Source organism: Cryobacterium mannosilyticum (assembly GCF_004402705.1).
Lineage (GTDB): Bacteria > Actinomycetota > Actinomycetes > Actinomycetales > Microbacteriaceae > Cryobacterium > Cryobacterium mannosilyticum.
Genome location: NZ_SOFM01000027.1, coordinates 118,498 through 135,427, shown reverse-complemented (window position 1 = coordinate 135,427; position 16,930 = coordinate 118,498). Strand labels below are relative to the sequence as shown.

The window sequence follows — 16,930 nt, the reverse complement described above, 5'->3', positions numbered from 1 at the left end:
AACCCAATGTTGATCACGGCCATCCGCCTGACCCGGCTGAGCCTGCCCCTCGACCCCCCTTTCCACGCGGCCTGGGACCCGAACCCCCGGACATCATTCCCGGCGACCCTCGTCGAGGTGGAGACCGACAGCGGGCTTGTCGGAGTCGGTTCCGGCGACACCATGAACGGGTTCGAAGCCTACGAAGACGTCTTCATCGGCACTGACCCGCTCCAGATCCTCAACCAGGTGCGACGGATCGAAACGATCAACTTCCACGGCGGACGCTACTGGCCGCTCGAGGCCGCGATCTGGGACATCGTGGGCCAGGTCGCCGGCCTTCCGGTCAGCGTCCTCTTCGGCGGGGCCAGGGACCGCTTGCGGGCCTACGCCTCCTGCGGCGAACTGATGGCTCCACAGGCCCGCGCCGAGTCCGCCCTGGCCGCCCGCGAGCGTGGTTTTCGAGCCATGAAGATCCGGATCTCCCCCGCCGGCATCGCCGAGGGAATCGCCGCGGTGCGCGCCACCCGCGACGCCGTCGGCACCGATTTCGACCTCATGATCGACCTCAACCAGATGTGGCGGATGAGTGGCGACATCGAGGCCGCGCTGCCGTTGGCCCAAGTGCGGCGGATTGCGGCCGAGCTCACCGACCTCGGCGTGCTCTGGCTCGAGGAACCGCTCCCACAGGCGGACGTCATCGGCGCGCGCCGGGTGCGCGCCGAGACGGGGATCCAGGTCGCCGGCGGAGAGATGGTGCGCACCATGAATGAGCTGGCCGCCCTGATCGAGGCGGATGCCTACGACATCTACCAACCGGATGTCGTGCTCGCCGTCGGCATGTACCGCGCCAGGCAGGTGGCCGAGTCGGCCAACCTCCGCCACCGCCTGTTCACACCCCACACCTGGACCAATGGGCTCGGCCTCCTCGCAAACCTGCACGTCGCTGCCGGGGTCGACGCCGGCCCATACCTCGAGTTCCCCTACGACCCTCCCGGCTGGACCCCGGAACGCCGGGATTTCTTCATGGAACCACTCGACATCGACCCGAACGGCGATCTGCTGGTGCCGACCACGCCGGGCCTCGGCGCCCGGATCGACTGGGCTGCCGTCAGGAGGTACACCGTATGACCGACTGGGTCACCCGCGCGGATGCGCTCACCCCCGAGACGCGTTTGTTCATCGACGGCGACTTCCGCCCGGCGCTCGACGGGGCGACATTCGACACCATCGCACCCCGCAACGGCCGGTTCATCGCCGCGGTCAGCGCCGCCGGAGAGGCGGATGTCGACGCCGCGGTGCGCGCCGGAGCCCGCGCGTTCGAATCTGGCGTCTGGTCCCGGGCCGACCGCCGGGAACGCCAGCGCGTGCTTCTGCGGCTCAGCGACCTCATGCTCGAGAACCTCGACGAGCTGGCCCTGCTCGAGTCGATCGACTCCGGCCACCCGATCGGTGATGCCAGGGGGGTGGATGTCCCCAACGCGGCGCGCACCGTGCGCTGGTATGCGGAGGCCATCGACAAAATTTACGACGAGGTCGCCCCGACCCCGCGGAACGCGCTGGCGCTGGTGACCAGGGAGGCTCTCGGCGTCGTCGGCGCGGTCGTGCCCTGGAACTACCCGCTGATCATCACCGCTTGGAAGATCGCGCCGGCCCTCGCGGCCGGGAACTCCGTCGTGGTGAAGCCGGCCGAGCTGACCAGCCTCTCAGCGCTCAAGCTCGCCGACCTCGCCGCCCAGGCCGGGCTCCCGGCCGGGGTGCTCAACATCGTGCCAGGGCTCGGGCCGGTGGCCGGGCAGGCGCTCGGTCGGCATCCGCTCGTCGACAAGATCACCTTCACCGGTTCGCCCGCCGTCGGCCGCAGCTTCCTCTGCTACGCCGGGGAATCGAACGGCAAACAGGTTGCCCTGGAACTCGGAGGGAAGTCCCCGCAGGTTGTGCTCGCCGACGTGGAAGACATCGCCGCCTGCGCATCGTCCGTGGCCTGGGGCATTTTCTACAACGCGGGCCAGACCTGCCACGGCGGCAGTCGGTTGATCGTCGACGAGCGCGTGCACGACGAGCTCGTCGCGGAGGTGCTCACGGTCGGCCGGAGCCTCGTGCTCGGCGACCCGCTCGAGGAGGCAACCCAGATCGGTCCGGTCGCCAGCGCCCGGCAGCTCGAACGGGTGCTGACCTATGCCGGAATCGCTGAGGCTGAGGGCGCCACCGTCCACGGCGGGCGACGCGTTCGGCCAGCGGGTCTGGACGAGGGTTACTACGTGGCACCCGCCGTGTTCACCGGGGTCGACAACGCCGGCCGGATCGGCCAGGAGGAGATCTTCGGCCCCGCGTTGGCCGTCACGACGGTTCGCGGCGCCGCGGAGGCCGTGCGAGTGGCGAACCACAGCGACTACGGCCTCGCCGCGAGCGTCTGGACGTCGAACATCACCACCGCCCACACCGTGGCCAGGGAGCTCAAGGCCGGCACCGTGTGGGTCAACACCTTCGACGTTGCCGATGTGATCACGCCGTTCGGCGGGTTCAAGAACTCCGGCAGCGGCCGCGATCGTTCCCTGCACGCCTTCGACGGATACACGGCACTGAAAACCACCTGGATCAACCTGGGCGACTCGCCCCTGAGCAGTTACTAGAAAGCGAGACCAATGACCTCTTCATCGCCGACCCGGGTCGGTTTCATCGGCCTGGGCAACATGGGCTCCGGAATGACCCTCAATCTCCAGCGCGCGGGATTTGAGCTTGTCGTCACCGACATCCGCCAGGAAGCGGCCACCGATCTCATTGCGGGCGGCGCCGTCTGGGCGAACACCGCAGCCGACGTCGCGGCGCAGAGCGACCTGGTCATCACCATGCTACCCACACCGCGCCACGTCGACACCGTCGTGAACTCGCCGACCGGGATCCTGGCCGGAATCTCCGACGGCGGCACCTGGGTCGACATGTCGACCTCCGTGCCTGAGGTGGCCCAGCGGGTGCGCGCCGACCACTCCGGGCGGGGCCTGCACATCCTGGATGCCCCGGTGAGCGGGATGGCCGTCGGAGCGGCCAACGGCATGCTGCAGATCTTCATCGGCGGGGAAACCGACGACGTCGAACGCCTGCGACCGGTGTTCGACGCGATGGGTGACCCTGAGCGAATCCTGCACGTCGGCGGCGCCGGGGCAGGCTACGCGGTCAAGCTCATGATCAACCAGCTCTGGTTCTCCCATCTGGTCTCGACCGCCGAGGTGCTCAGCATCGGCGTCAAGGCCGGAGTGGACCTCGACGTGCTGCGCAGGTCGCTGATCGCGAGCCCCGCGAACAGCAACTTCGTGCAGCACGACCTGCTGTCCGTCCTCAAGAACGGGGACTACGACGAAAATTTCGCAATCGCCCTGGCCTGCAAAGACCTCGGACTCTCGATCGACCTGGCCCGCTCGGTCGGGGTGCCAGCCGAACTCAGTTCCCTGGTCGAGCAGATCTACCGTCGGGCCCGCGCCCAATACGGTGACAGCGCCGGGGAGATGACGCCGATCCGGCTCTACGAAGACCTGATCGGCGTGGAACTCCGACTCGATACGGTCACCACATGATCTCGCCCGTCGGCACCGGCCAGGCCACTGCCGGCCTCGCCCGAACCGGCCTCGCGCCCCTGCCGCGCCCGCTGTCCGAATCGGAGTTGACGCTCGACCCGAAACCGATCGCCTACTTCGGTCGGGGTCGGGTCACCGAGGTCGGCCGGATCACCGCATCCACCGGAGCGGCCCACGCCCTCATCGTCACCGACCCGTTCCTCGCCACCTCCCCCGTCGTCGAAACCGTGCGCGCGTCACTCGAACTCGCCGGACTGGTGGTGACCGTCTACGGCGGGGTGACGCCCAACCCGACGACCACCTGCGTCGACGAGGGCAGCGACCTCGCGGCATCCGTCGTCGCGGAGATCATCGTGGCCGTCGGCGGCGGATCATCGATGGACGCCGCCAAGGGAATTTCACTCGGCGCGGTCAACCCGGAGCGGGGCATCGGCCTGGACTACACCACCCGGTTCGCCAACCTGGCGTTGCCGATCGTGGCCGTGCCCACTACGGCCGGGACCGGGGCGGAGGTGAACGCGTTCGGCGTGATCACGGATGTCGTGAACCACCGCAAGTTCTACGTCGGTCACGACAGCGCCCTCGCCCGTGCCGTCGTGCTCGACCCCGAGTTGACCGTTGGCCTTCCCCCTAGCGCGACCGCGGCCACCGGAATGGACGCTCTCACCCACGCCCTCGAGTCGTACCTGTCGATCCGGGCCAACCCGTACAGCGACGGAATCGCCCTCCAGGTTATCTCGACGGTCGCGGCGTTCCTTCCACGCGCCGTCGAAGACGGCACCGACCTCGAAGCCAGGGCCGAACTGCTGCTGGCCAGTCATCTGGCCGGTGTCGGTTTCTCGCACACCGGGCTTGGGCTTGTGCACGGCATCGCGCATCCGCTCGGCGGCCAGTTCGATATCCCGCACGGCCTCGCTCTGTGCATCGTGATCGAGGCCGTGCTGCGTTTCAACCTGGCGGTGAGGGAGGACCGGATCGCCCGGGTTGCCTTCGCCCTCGGGGTAGGCGACACGGCATCGACCACCGCAGAGAACGCCGAGGCCGCCATCATCACCATCGCCGACCTCGCCCGGCGCGTCGGGATGACCGGCCCGCTGTCCACGTTCGGCGTGACGGAAGAGGCCCTGGCCTCCCTGGCCGCGGACACCCTCGCCGACGCGGTGACGGTCAACAACCCCATCCAGCCGAGCGTCGACGACGTGCGGCGCATTCTCAAGGAGTCCCTATGACCATCATCACCGTCGCAGACGAGCGCGCCCTGCTCCAGAGCGTGCCGACGGGATTGTTCATCGGCGGCGTATGGCGGGAGGCGGGCGACGGCGGCACCTTCGACGTGAGCGACCCGTCCACCGGGGCGGTGCTGCTCAGCATCGCCGACGCCACGCCCGCCGACGGCGATGCGGCCCTGGCGTCCGCGTTCGCAGCCCAGCACGGGTGGGCGAAAACGGCGCCCCGGCTGCGCGCGGAAATCCTGCGCGCGGCCTTCGAGGCGGTGACGGCCCGGGCCGACGACTTCGCCCTGCTGATGACGCTGGAGATGGGCAAGCCGCTCGCGGAGGCTCGCGGCGAGGTCGCCTACGGCGCCGAGTTCCTGCGCTGGTTCTCCGAGGAGACCGCGCGAATCTCAGGCCGGTTCGCCGTCGCACCCGATGGTAACAGCCGGCTGCTGGTCACCAAACGCCCGGTCGGACCGTGCCTGTTCATCACCCCGTGGAACTTCCCACTGGCGATGGCGACCCGCAAGATCGCCCCCGCGATCGCGGCCGGCTGCACCATGGTTCTCAAGCCCGCTGCACTCACTCCGCTCACCGCGCTGCTGTTCGCACAGGTATTGCAGGAGTCCGGGCTGCCCGCCGGGGTGCTCAATGTGGTGCAGACCACGAGCGCCGGCGCCGTCACCGCGCCGTTGATCCAGGACCCTCGGCTGCGCAAGCTCTCCTTCACCGGTTCGACCGAGGTCGGCCGCCGCCTGATCAAGGATGCAGCCGACCAGGTGCTCCGGGTGTCAATGGAGCTCGGTGGCAACGCACCGTTGCTCGTCTTCGACGATGCCGACCTCGACAAGGCCGTCTCCGGCGCCATGCTGGCGAAGATGCGGAACGGCGGCGAGGCGTGCACCGCGGCCAACCGCATCCTCGTACAGGAGGGCGTCGCCGAGGCCTTCACGAAGATGCTGCTCGAGCGGATGCGCGCCCACACGGTCGCCCGCGGCACTGACCCCTCGTCGAAGATCGGACCTCTGGTCGACGAGGGCACCCGCACGAAGGTGCATGAACTCGTCACGGATGCCGTCGACGCGGGCGCGACTGTGGCCCTCGGCGGGCGCAGCGTCGACGGCCCCGGCTACTTCTACGAGCCGACCGTGCTCACGAACGTCCCGGCACACGCGCGGATCATGTCCGAGGAGGTCTTCGGGCCTGTCGCCCCGATCCTGACCTTCGCCACCGAGGCGGAGGCCATCCGCCTGGCCAACGACACGGAGTTCGGGCTCGTCGCCTATGCATTCACCCGGGACCTCAACCGCGGTCTGCGCCTGGCCGAAGAGCTCGAGGTGGGCATGTTCGGCCTGAACACCGGCATCGTCTCGAATCCGGCTGCGCCGTTCGGCGGGGTGAAGCAGTCCGGCCTCGGCCGTGAGGGCGGCTTCGAGGGCATCGACGAGTACCTCGAAACCCGCTACGTCGGCATCGCCGATCCGTACGCCGACGTCTGACCTGCCCCCTCGACCTTGCCTGCATCAGCTGCGCGCTCTGCCGGCTGGGCTCAGCCGACGGCGGCGGGCGACGGATGATGCGGGGCCGGCTGCAGGGGCGCCGAGCGCAGCCGGTGCCGCAGCTCCACCCGCTGTCCCCAGGAGGTGCCCGCGACGATCAGCCCGGCCCCGAGCACCGCTACCGGACCGAGGCTCTCGCTGCCGAGACTCACCCCAACGAGCACCGCCCAGACCGGCTCGGTGCCCATCAACAGGCTGGCCCGCGCGGCGGAGGTGCGCCGGATTGCCCAGGTCTGGGCCAGGAACGCGAACACACTGCAGGCCAGGCCGAGGTAGAGCACCCCAAGCCAGGCGGCCGGGCCGAAGCCGCCGATCGCACGCAACGTCCCCGGCGCTTCCGCCGCGCAGAACACAATGGCGCCCACGAAAGCCTGCACCAGCGTGATTGTGAGCGTGCGGGGCCTTCGGTCGGGCCCGTTGCCCCGGGTGAGCCGGCCGACCATTGTGACGTGCAGGGCGCGCACGAGTGCAGCCACGAGCACGAGCAGGTCGCCCGGGTTCGGGGCACGGAATCCACTGCCGGACACGAGCAGCGCCACGCCGACGACCGCCAGCACGGCGGCAACGAAGAAGCCGCGCGGCAGCCAGTTGCGCGCCGCGACCGACTCGAGAATCGGCGTGAGGATGATCGTCAGGCTGATGATGAGGCCCGCGTTCGTGGCCGAGGTGACGGCCACGCCAGCCGTCTCCAACCACAGGATCGCCGCCTGGCTGAGCCCGAGCAGCACCCCGACACCCAGCTCGGCCCGGCTCGGCCACCGCGGCCGCCTCAGAGCCCAGATCAGCAGCAGCGCCAGCGCGGCGACCAGGAAGCGCAGCGCGAGCACCGCGCCCACGCTCGCCTGCTCGGTGAGCACCTTGGCGGCGAGGTAGCTGCCGCCCCAGACCAGCGCGACGAGGAGGAGGACGGCGTCGATGCGGTAGCGCCCGAGCCGCGCGCGAGTGGTCATGGGACAATCCTCCCGGGCCCCCACTGTTAAGTCCAGATGGCTAATTCTAAATCGATACTTTAGTGTTTGCTAATGGATCTCAATCAGCTTTTCGTTCTGCGAGAACTCGGCGAGCGCGGCAGCGTCGCCGCGGTGGCCCGGGCGCTTTTCGTGTCGTCGTCGGCGGTCTCACAGCAGCTGTCCGCGCTGCGGCGCAGCACGGGCGTGGACCTCACCGAGCGAAAAGGGCGAACCCTCGTGCTGACCCCCGCCGGCTCGGCACTCGCAGCGGCCGCAGTGACCGTGTCCACGGCGATGGCCGCCGCCGAGGAGGCGGTCGCGCGTTTCCACGGCGAGCCGGCCACACCGGTCAGCCTGTCCGCGTTCCACAGCGCCGGGCTGGCCTGGTTCGGACCCTTGATCTCCCGCCTGACCGCCTCGGGCGGGCCCGCCGTGCCGCTCCGCTGCGGTGACGAGGACGTCGCCCGGACGGACTTCCCGGCGCTGGTGGCCGACTATGACCTCGTCGTCGCGCACCGGCTCCCGCACGATCCGCATTGGCCTGGCCGGGTCACCGTCACCCCGCTGATCTACGAACCGCTCGATGTCGCGCTGGCGGTCGGGCATCCGCTGGCCGGGCGGTCGTCGGTGTCGGTCGCCGACATCGCCGACGAGCCCTGGATCGCCGGGCACCCGGGCTTCCCGCTGGCGGAGGCGGTGAACGTCGTCGCGGCGAGCGCCGGGCACCCCCTTCGGGTCGAGCATCGGATCAACGAATTCTTCGTGGCGGCGTCCGTCGTCGCCTCTGGGGCGGCGATCGCGCTGCTGCCGCGCTTCACGATGGCCCCGGCGCCGGGGTCCAGCCTGGTGCTGCTGCCGCTCAACGACCTGAGCGTCGGGCGGCAGATCGACGTGCTCAGCCGCCCCGAGACGCTGCTCCGCGCCTCGGCACGCCGGGTGCTCGACGAGCTGCGCGCGGTCACCGGCGCGCCCCCGGCCGGATAGGCGGGGCGAACGGATGCAGCGGGTGCGGTGCGCCCGGTCTCGGTGGTTGAACCGTGGGCTCGGAGCAGCCCGCCTCGAGACGTCGGGCAGAGAGAAAGCCCCGGACTTCGGCGGAAGTCCGGGGCTTCGGTAGCGTGAGCGGGAATTGAACCCGCGACACCACGATGATGAGCAATATAACTCGCATTCCCAATTCAGGACTGCGTTTTCTGCTGGTAAACCAGCGTTCTCTTGGGGAAAGGGTGACCCCGAGTGGCCCGCATGATCCCCTAAAATCCCGGAGCTAGAACGGAGTTTAGACCGGAGTTTCTAACGGCTATACAGCGCGGAGTCGGCGGGCTGCGGCAACCATGCTGGACGTGTCGGTGAGGTCGGTGTACGAGGCCCGGTTCACTGCCGCATCGTGCCCGAAGAAGGCCGCACGGATCACCTCCGGTACTTGATTGAGCAGCAGGGAATTCAGTGTCGCCCTCCAAACGTGCGTCCGGATGGTGATCAGCAGCGTGATGTCGAGCGCCTGAGCCAGCTCAATGTAAAGCTCTGCAACGGCAGAAGTGCAGTTGCGGCGATCCCAGACGGACGTCGCATCCGCCGGTGACCCGATTACGTACGCCGCTTGGCTCAGGGCGGCGTTCTGGCGAATCAGCAGCCGCTCGGTGACCCTGTCATCGAGAGCGGGCACGCGGCGTTCTCGATGCGTTTTGGAGATGTCCTCGGTGACAACCACATGGAGCGCCCCATCGTCGTCAGTCTCGACGTGCCACCTCCATGTCATCGAGTTGGCCTCGCCCCGGCTGCTGCCTCTCCTCCCCAGGTGCGGTGACGCCGGGGCCTTTCGCAGCTACGACCGGACTCGTCAGGGCCTCACAGCCGCGCGGTCACTCGTCCCTATGCTGGCCTGCAAGCGGCCACTCCATCCGCCAGCATCCGCCCTCGGAGAGCGTGCCGTTTGAGCCGTCTTGAGGTGGCGTTGTCGGTGCAACCGGTTGGTTGAAGGCCCACCGCGTCCGCAGTGGGCCCTCGCCAATCCCTATCCGCCGGACGGGCCGCTATGCACGATGTCGCGGCGCGCGGGCCCTCGTGTTTTCGGGCCACTGGCCTGGCGATTGTTCACGAGACCCCGTCCGTGTTGCGCGTTCACAGTCCCTGAAGTCAGCGCATCAAGGCATTTTGTTGCTCTGCACTATTCAACCGGCGCCTTCGAGGATGTCGGTTTCGGTGTTTCCGATGCTCAGGATGACCTCGGGCCGGTTCTTCGCCAGGTGCACGTACCAAGCGATCGCCAGGATCATCGTGGCGAGGAAGATGTACGGGATCACGTTCAGAGGGTACGCGGGAACTGGATAGACGTTCGCGATGAAGACGTAGACCATGCCCACCACAGCGATCGCCGCGCAGATCCAGACGAGCGTGTTGTTCATCCTCTCGCGGCGAGTGTAGATGACGCACGCGACGGCAACGAGCGCATAGGCAACCATGTACCCGTAGGTGCCATACGTGTCGACCCACACCACGATATTCATCGCGTTGACGTTGAACGCAAGCAGGATCACGTCAAGCAGGACAGCTGCGGGTCCGAATACAAGCAGCACCCGGTGCGGGGTGAGGTGGCGTTCGTGGGTGCGGCCGAAAGTAGCCGGAACGACGCCCTCTTTGCCCATGACGTAGAAGATTCGACCGACGACATTGAGCGGGGAGACCACAACGGCGAAGAAGGATGCGCCGACTCCGAAAGTCAGGACTGGGGCGAACCACTCGGGCATGCCGATGGTTGTGGCGATTTCCTCGAGGGGACTCGCGCTGGTGGCGAGGCCGGTGCCGAGCACCACCACCTGGGTGTACGCGGCGAAGACGTACAGGACGCCTACTCCGACAGCGCTCCACATGATGACGCGGGGAATCGCGACGTAGGGGTTCTTGGCTTCGCGGCCCAGAGCGTCGGCCGAGGAGAATCCAACGAAGCCGAGGATTCCGAGCACCATGCCAGCCGCGACTCCCTGGAAGGGAACGCCTTGGAAGGTGAACTGCGAGGGATCCCACGCGGCGGGGCCAGCCCAAATCAACGCCAGAACTAGCAGGACAAGAATGATGGTGACGGAGACGAGTTCAAGGACTAGCGATACGCGAGCCGAGAGCCGGATACCGCGAATAGTGAAGAGTGTGGCCAGACCGCCGAGCACGATCGTGAGCACAATCTGGGTGAAGACCCCCTCGACGGGAACGCCGATGAGGTTGAGGAACTGGTTGAAGTAGGCGACGGAGCCTCCGAGTGATCCGGCGGCGATTCCCCAGCAGCCGATCAGCAGCGTCACGCCGGCCAGGTATGCACCAAAAGGGCCGAGGCCCTTGGAGACGTAAGTGTAGAGGGATCCGGCCGAAGCGTGGCGGCGGGCGAAGACGGCCACGCAGTAGCCGACCGCCAGGATGACGAAGGTCGCGAGAACGAAGGAGAGCACTGTCCCGTTGCCGGCTCCGACATAGATTGCAGCGGCGGTGAAGGCAATCACAGCGCTGGGTGCGATATTGGCGATGGCTTGGGCTGCGAGTTCGGGGCCGCTCATGATGCCGCGGCGGAGACCGGCATCGACGAGGGCACCCTCACGGGATGCTGGTTCCTTACGTGCAGTAGTTGACATGGGACTCTCCATTGAGTTGGGGAACGGGTTGGGTGCAAGGGTGTTGGCATGGTCGAGCTCGTCGCGAGCTCGCAGCACTAGGGAATGAGCAAGGTGCGGAGTGCACTGCCGGTCTCAAGTTCGTCGAGAGCCTCGAGAGCCTCGCTGAGGGGGCGGCGGGCCGAGACGAGAGGATCAAGCTTGAGCTGTCCGTCCATGTATCGATCGACCAGGGCAGGGATATCGATGGACGGGCGAACGCTGCCGTAGTTCGATCCAAGGATGCGCTGGTCTGCTTCGGCAAGCACGAGCGGCTCGAATGACGCTCGAGCCCCCGTCGGCGGCAATCCGACGATCACTGCGGCTCCCCCCAGCCCCAGCATTTGAATTGCCTGTTCCGTGGTTGCGGTGCGGCCAATGGCGTCGAAGGCGTAGTCGACCCCATCGGGCAAGAGCTCGTAGAGAGCCGCGACGGCGTCGACGGAGGATGCATCGATACTGTCAGTCGAGCCGAACTGAGCGGCGAGTTCCGTTTTCTCAGACCTGATGTCGATGGCAATGATTCGCTCTGCACCGGCGAGCCGTGCTCCCTGAATGATGTTCAGCCCTACTCCGCCGCAGCCGATGACCGCGACGGTTGAACCGGGTTCGACCGATGCCGTATTGAGGACGGCACCGACGCCTGTGGCAACGGCACAACCGACGAGTGCGATCACGTCGAGGGGCGCATCCTTGCGAACCTTGATGGCGCCGGATGCCGGAACGACGACTTCTTCGGCAAAGGATGACACCCCCAGGTAGTGATGGAGCGTCTCGCCGCCTTTGGAAAGTCGGGAGGTGCCGTCAAATAGCACGCCCTTCGGGGCGACGACGGTCGCGACCTTTTGGCAGCGTGCCTCGTGGCCCGACAGGCAGTAGCGGCATTCGCCGCATGGGGGCACCCATGAGAGCACCACGTGGTCTCCGACTGACAGGGATGTCACTCCGTCGCCGAGCTCGATGACCACGCCTGACCCCTCATGACCCATGACAAGCGGAGATGCTGCAGCCCACTCACCCCGCCTGATGTGGAGGTCTGAGTGGCACACCCCGGCGGCCGCGATCTTCACGCGGACCTCACCGCTTCGGGGGCCCGCAAGCTCGACATCCGTGAACTCCACCGGCTCGTCAATGCCTCGAAAAACGACCGCTTTCATGGGGCTCCTTTGTCCTGCGTAGCGTCGATTCGCTCATGCTACGCAGGACAACGACACCCACGCATTGTGAATAATGTCCATGCCATTAGCACGGAGTGCCATTTTGTACACTTAGCTATGACTCTCGACGTGGCAGCCGTGGCAAGACTCGTAAACGCGACGCTCGTGGTCCGAGGCGCCGCCTCAAATTCTCAGGTCGATGACGTCATCCTGCTAGACCAGTTCTCCGTAGTAGCTCGCACGGATTTTGTCAGCCTGGTGCTCGCCACGGACGTCCAGTTCGCAGCCCTCATGGGCGACGAAAGTGACAGGATCGATTTTCTGCAGGGCTCGGTATTGATCACGCCGACGCCGCGGATTCCCCGGAACGCGCTGGTGAGAATCATCGAAGCCATGGGGCTAACAGTATTGTTCTGCGAGAGCACGGATCTCGATCGCGTACGGCTCGAGATCGCTCTGTCATTGGCCACCGATCGTGCGGCCGAGGCTCGCCTAGTGACGACCGGGACCAAAGTCTTGACCCAGGTCGCCCGGAGAGGCGGCGCCAATGCTGTCGTCGTCGAGCTCGCCCAGCGTCTCAACGGCTGGGTCGTCCTCCTGGACAAAGCGGGCCAGGCAATCACAAGTGCGGGCGCTGGCGCATTGCACCTCGACGATGCGGTCGCCGTCGCCTTTCAACGCCCGGTCCGAGTAAGTCATCCAGGGCTGCAGGTGCATCCGATTGGAGAAGGAGAAGAGCTTCGTGCGTTCCTCGTCGTCGCATCGCGCAGCGGAACTACCAGCCGCACCCGCGATCTCGCCGCCCAGTCGGCTGCGCTGATCGATATACTCCTGCGCACACACGATCACACGGAGACGGAACGCTTGGGACGAGAGGTGATGATGGCGAGCCTCCTAGCCGTCCCCGCGAACTCGCCGGCTCAACTACTCCGCCGCTGGGGCGTGCGCGATGCCTCGATGACGGGGTTCATCTTGTCGTCACGAACCAAGTCCGTTGACGTGGAGCGCCTCATTCTCAGGTGGCTTGACGAGATGGGGACCGTGCATGCGGTGAGCCCGGAAAGAGATCGCACCGTCGGCCTCATTCGTGACGATCTCGTCACGGAACTCGCCAGACGGGTCGACAACTTCGTCGCGGAGGCCCAAACGCCGCTGCGGTGCGGGATCGGTTCGAGTGCCGCATTGGATGCGCTCAACATCACGGTCGGAGAGGCCCGAGAGGCACATGACATTGCGGTCGCGAGCAACTGTTCCACGGTTCGGTACGAGACCCTCCCCACCGTTCAATACCTGATAGGTGCGCTAGATTCGCAGGCCATCGCCCGCATTGTTCGGATCGTAGACGGCCTGCGGAACCCAGACGGGACCCCGGGCGAGCTCATGGAAACCCTGCGCACGTATCTGGCTGAGCACGGTGCCTTAGGAATCACGGCCCGGAGATTAGGCATACACAGGCACACGCTCACAAATCGAATCGCTCAGATCGAGAAACGCACGGGCCTCTCAATGGAAAACCCGGATGACCGGGCCGCAGCCTGGCTGGCAATGCGCGCACTAGGGCACCCAACGTCCTGACCTTGGCATGATTAATGTACGAGATGATGGCCTCGGTTGCATCGACTTGAATGTGGCCACCCCATCGATACCAGAGGTCCTCACCGTCGCCGCGTAGCGCGAGCAACAGTGCACGAGAAGGCGCGCGACGAGGCTGGGCTCGGAACTAAAATCTCGAGCGGAGTCGGTCAGCATCCAGGCAAAAAGAAAGGCCCCGTGACCGATAGAATTCCTGGTCAAAGGGCCTTTATGTGTAGCGGGAGCGGGAATTGAACCCGCGACACCACGATTATGAGCCGTGTGCTCTAACCAACTGAGCTACCCCGCCACGGCCTGTCGGCTGCAAGAGCTTCCAAGCCTGAGCCCCCTGTGGGAATCGGACCCACTACCTCTTCCTTACCAAGGAAGTGCTCTACCAATGAGCTAAGGGGGCAAAACTTCCAACGGGCAGAAGCTGAGCCTTTGTTTTTCGGCAACCGGTAAAGATTATCACCAACTTTGCCTGCCCGTTGACCGCGCTCAGCCGATGGGCAGCCGAACCCCCGGAAGCGCCCACGCCGTGAACGACGGGCCGACAACCGTGAAGCGGATGCCGCCGGCATCCACGCCCAGTTCGGCGTCGCCGAAGAGCCGCGTGGCGGCCTCCGCTCCCGCCACCGCCCAGCCGGGGACCACGGCCTCGCCGGCCGCACGGGCGGCCACCAGCAGCACCGATTCCCCCGCGGTTTCGCGCAGGTAGACGAGCACGTCCTCGCCGACGTGCAGCCAGCGCATCCCGCCCTCGCTGAGCGCGGGGTGTGCCGTGCGCAGGTGGATCAGCGCCGAGTAGAGCTCGATCGTGTCCGCGACCTGCGGCTCCCCAATGCTCGGCCACGGGATCGGGGTGCGGGAGTGCTCCCCGTCGACGCCGACCAGGCCGAATTCGTCGCCGGCGAAGATCATCGGGATGCCGGGCAGCGTCACCGACATCCCGAAGGCGACCGGCACCCCGCGGTCGATCGCGTGGGTGCGGAACCGGGGAGTGTCGTGGGTGTCGAGGGCGTTCATCGTGGACAGGCGGGTGCGCCACGGGAAGCCGGCGACGAACCGTTGGTGGGTGGCGACGAACTGGTGCCCGTCGTACTGCGGGATCGAAGAGTAGGGCAGGCCGAAGAACGACGACGACGGGCTGCCCGGCCGCGACAGCCAGCTCCAGAGCGGCCGGGTGAAGTTCGTGTAGGTCATGGCGCCGTGCCAGCCGTCACCCTGGAAGTCGGCCGACGCGTCGTTGGTCGACTCCCCCAGCAGGAGCGTGTCGGGGTTGGCCTCGATCATGGTGCGACGGATGGTCTGCCGCACCTCGGCGTTCAGGTCCTCGCCCGCAAGCCGGCCCGTCATGTTGGCCACGTCGATCCGCCAGCCGTCCAGGTGGAACGGCGCCTGCAGCCACTTCGCGACGACGGACCCGGGCCCCTCGATGAAACGGGTGCGGAGCTCGGCGGATGCCCAGTTGAACTTGGGCAGGGTCGGCACCCCGAACCACGAGGTGTAGCTGCCGTGCTCGGCGTCGAGCCAGTAGTAGAAGGAGCTCTCCGCGGCATCCGGGCTCAAATGCGCGGCACGGAACCACTCGTGCCGGTCGCCGGAGTGGTTGGAGGTGAGGTCGCCGATCACCTTGAAGCCCCGGTCGTGGGCGGCCTCGACCAGGCGCACGAGGGCGGCGTCGCCGCCGAGGGCCTCGTCGACCTCGCCGAAACTGGAGGCGTCGTAGCGATGGTTCGACCCGGCCGGGAAGACCGGCGTGAGGTAGATCAGGGTGACTCCGAGCCGCTGCAGGTGGTCGAGGTGCAGGACGATGCCGTCGAGGTCGCCGCCGTAGAACTGGTGCGAGCGCCCCGGGCCGACCTGGTCAACCGGGTCGTCCCAGGCCGCGGGGATGCCCCACTCGGGGGTTTCCCGGGCGTCGGCGGCCGGGGAGCGCCCGAACCGGTCGGGGAAGATCTGGTAGATCACGCTGGAGGCGGCCCAGTCGGGTGCCGCCGGGTAGGCGAGCAGCTTGAAGTCCTCGGTGTCGAGGGTTTCGATGTCGGAGAGGCCGGTGGCGTTCAGCCACCAGTGAGTCCCGTCGGCCAGGTCGATCAGGAACCGGTAGCCGTGCACCGGGTTCTCCACCACGATGACGGCCTCCCACCACTGCCAGCCGTCCGCCGCGCCGAGGAGCCGGGCCGCGTCGAATCGGGGCTCCTTGTCGGGGTTGGACCGGGCATAGACGCTCGCCACGGTCCCGAACGACTCGGGGATGCGCACCCGCACAGTGACGCTCTCGCCCAGTTCGGGGTTCGGGGTGGAGACGTGAAGCGGCGAGCCGTCGTGGTGGGGCGTCAGGACGGAACGGAACCGCGGATCGGGCACGGACCGCTACTTCACGGAGCCGGCGGTCAGGCCGCCGACGATGTACTTCTGCAGCCACAGGAACAGGGCCATCACCGGCAGCGCCGCGAGCACGGCGCCGGCCGCGAAGACCGAGTAGTTGCTGGAGAATTCCTGCGACACGAACTGGTACAGCCCCACGGCGAGGGTCTGCTTCTCGGGGGTGATCAGCACGATGCTGGCGATCACGAACTCGTTGGTGGTGCCCACGAACGAGAGCAGTCCGACCACGGCGAGGATCGGCGCGACCAGGCGCAGGATGATCGTGAAGAAGATCCGGGCGTGGCCGGCCCCGTCGATCTTGGCGGCCTCGTCGATCGAGGCCGGCACCGTGTTGAAGAAGCCGTACATCAGGTAGGTGTTCACGCCGAGGGCGCCGCCGAGGTAGACCATGATCAGGCCGACCTGCGAGTCGAGCCCGATCGCCGGGAAGATGTCGGAGATGCCGTTGAGCAGCAGGAAGATGGCCACCACGGCGAGCAGCTGCGGGAACATCTGCACCAGCACGAGCATCAGCAGGCCGGGGCGGCGGCCGACGAAGCGCATCCGGGAGAACGAGTAGGCCGCGAGAGCGCCGAGGAACACGGTGCAGAGCGAGGTGATGCCGCCGATCAGGAGGGTGTTGCCGTACCAGGCCGCGTAGGGCTGCTGGGGCAGGTTGAACAGGGTCTGGTAGCTGCCCAGGTCGACCTGGCTGAAGAGGCCGTTCGCCGTGATCAGGGTGCCACCGGGGTGCAGCGACGCGGAGAGGACGTAGAGCAGCGGGAACGCGGAGAAGACGACCATGATGGCGCCGACCAGGTGGCGCCAGCCGGTGCGGGAGAACCACCGGCCGAAGTTGAACGGTCGTTTCGTCGGGATGTACAGGTCGCTGGTTTCGGGGGCTGCAATCCGCATC

13 protein-coding genes and 2 tRNA genes are annotated in these 16,930 nt (G+C 67.0%); 7 read left to right on the top strand and 8 right to left on the bottom strand.

Features of this window, described 5'->3' with window-relative positions:
* The first annotated feature begins 6 nt into the window (after window positions 1-6).
* From E3O32_RS10220 to E3O32_RS10200, 5 genes are read left to right on the top strand one after another with little or no spacing between them, the layout of a single operon-like run.
* Entirely contained in the window at window positions 7-1,110 is a 1,104-nt protein-coding gene (locus E3O32_RS10220) for a mandelate racemase/muconate lactonizing enzyme family protein (protein WP_134509155.1), read from the top strand.
* Window positions 1,107-2,612, top strand: coding sequence for an aldehyde dehydrogenase (locus E3O32_RS10215; protein WP_134509153.1), 1,506 nt, complete (start codon window positions 1,107-1,109; stop codon window positions 2,610-2,612). Before E3O32_RS10220 ends, E3O32_RS10215 begins: the two co-directional genes overlap by 4 nt.
* 12 nt (window positions 2,613-2,624) lie before the next feature.
* Window positions 2,625-3,551: an NAD(P)-dependent oxidoreductase gene (locus tag E3O32_RS10210; RefSeq protein ID WP_134509151.1), complete on the top strand. Its 927-nt coding sequence runs from the start codon at window positions 2,625-2,627 to the stop codon at window positions 3,549-3,551.
* The gene (locus tag E3O32_RS10205; RefSeq protein WP_134509149.1) at window positions 3,548-4,780 is read left to right on the top strand and encodes an iron-containing alcohol dehydrogenase family protein; all 1,233 of its coding nucleotides are present in this window, start codon (window positions 3,548-3,550) and stop codon (window positions 4,778-4,780) included. Before E3O32_RS10210 ends, E3O32_RS10205 begins: the two co-directional genes overlap by 4 nt.
* Entirely contained in the window at window positions 4,777-6,264 is a 1,488-nt protein-coding gene (locus E3O32_RS10200; RefSeq protein WP_134509147.1) for an NAD-dependent succinate-semialdehyde dehydrogenase, read from the top strand. Before E3O32_RS10205 ends, E3O32_RS10200 begins: the two co-directional genes overlap by 4 nt.
* A 50-nt stretch (window positions 6,265-6,314) precedes the next feature.
* Here the strand turns inward: E3O32_RS10200 and E3O32_RS10195 are convergent, their stop codons facing one another.
* Window positions 6,315-7,274, bottom strand: a complete 960-nt coding sequence (locus E3O32_RS10195) for a DMT family transporter (protein WP_134509145.1) — start codon at window positions 7,272-7,274, stop codon at window positions 6,315-6,317.
* Window positions 7,275-7,346: 72 nt separating this feature from the next.
* Here E3O32_RS10195 and E3O32_RS10190 point away from each other — a divergent pair, with 72 nt between their 5' ends.
* A complete protein-coding gene (locus tag E3O32_RS10190; protein ID WP_134509143.1) occupies window positions 7,347-8,258 on the top strand; it encodes a LysR family transcriptional regulator in 912 nt (303 codons plus the stop codon).
* Between the two features lie 316 nt (window positions 8,259-8,574).
* On the opposite strand, the gene E3O32_RS10185 is transcribed toward E3O32_RS10190, so the two are convergent.
* The 3 genes from E3O32_RS10185 to E3O32_RS10175 all read right to left on the bottom strand — a co-directional run bounded on the left by E3O32_RS10185 (window position 8,575) and on the right by E3O32_RS10175 (window position 12,069).
* Window positions 8,575-8,985 (bottom strand): hypothetical protein, encoded by a 411-nt coding sequence (locus tag E3O32_RS10185; protein ID WP_134509141.1) that lies wholly within the window; start codon window positions 8,983-8,985, stop codon window positions 8,575-8,577.
* Between the two features lie 460 nt (window positions 8,986-9,445).
* A complete protein-coding gene (locus E3O32_RS10180; RefSeq protein WP_134509139.1) occupies window positions 9,446-10,894 on the bottom strand; it encodes an APC family permease in 1,449 nt (482 codons plus the stop codon).
* 77 nt (window positions 10,895-10,971) lie between these two features.
* A complete protein-coding gene (locus E3O32_RS10175; protein ID WP_134509137.1) occupies window positions 10,972-12,069 on the bottom strand; it encodes an alcohol dehydrogenase catalytic domain-containing protein in 1,098 nt (365 codons plus the stop codon).
* Window positions 12,070-12,186: 117 nt separating this feature from the next.
* On the opposite strand from E3O32_RS10175, the gene E3O32_RS10170 reads away from it, so the two are divergent.
* A complete protein-coding gene (locus E3O32_RS10170) occupies window positions 12,187-13,644 on the top strand; it encodes a PucR family transcriptional regulator (RefSeq protein WP_134509135.1) in 1,458 nt (485 codons plus the stop codon).
* A 233-nt stretch (window positions 13,645-13,877) separates the two neighbouring features.
* On the opposite strand, the gene E3O32_RS10165 is transcribed toward E3O32_RS10170, so the two are convergent.
* The 4 genes from E3O32_RS10165 to E3O32_RS10150 form a co-directional block, all read right to left on the bottom strand.
* Window positions 13,878-13,951, bottom strand: a tRNA-Met gene (locus E3O32_RS10165).
* Between the two features lie 33 nt (window positions 13,952-13,984).
* Window positions 13,985-14,056, bottom strand: a tRNA-Thr gene (locus E3O32_RS10160).
* A gap of 86 nt (window positions 14,057-14,142) precedes the next feature.
* Window positions 14,143-16,014, bottom strand: a complete 1,872-nt coding sequence (locus E3O32_RS10155; protein ID WP_198417550.1) for a glycoside hydrolase family 13 protein — start codon at window positions 16,012-16,014, stop codon at window positions 14,143-14,145.
* Window positions 16,015-16,020: 6 nt separating this feature from the next.
* Window positions 16,021-16,929: a sugar ABC transporter permease gene (locus E3O32_RS10150; protein ID WP_134509133.1), complete on the bottom strand. Its 909-nt coding sequence runs from the start codon at window positions 16,927-16,929 to the stop codon at window positions 16,021-16,023.
* Between the last annotated feature and the right edge of the window lies 1 nt (window position 16,930).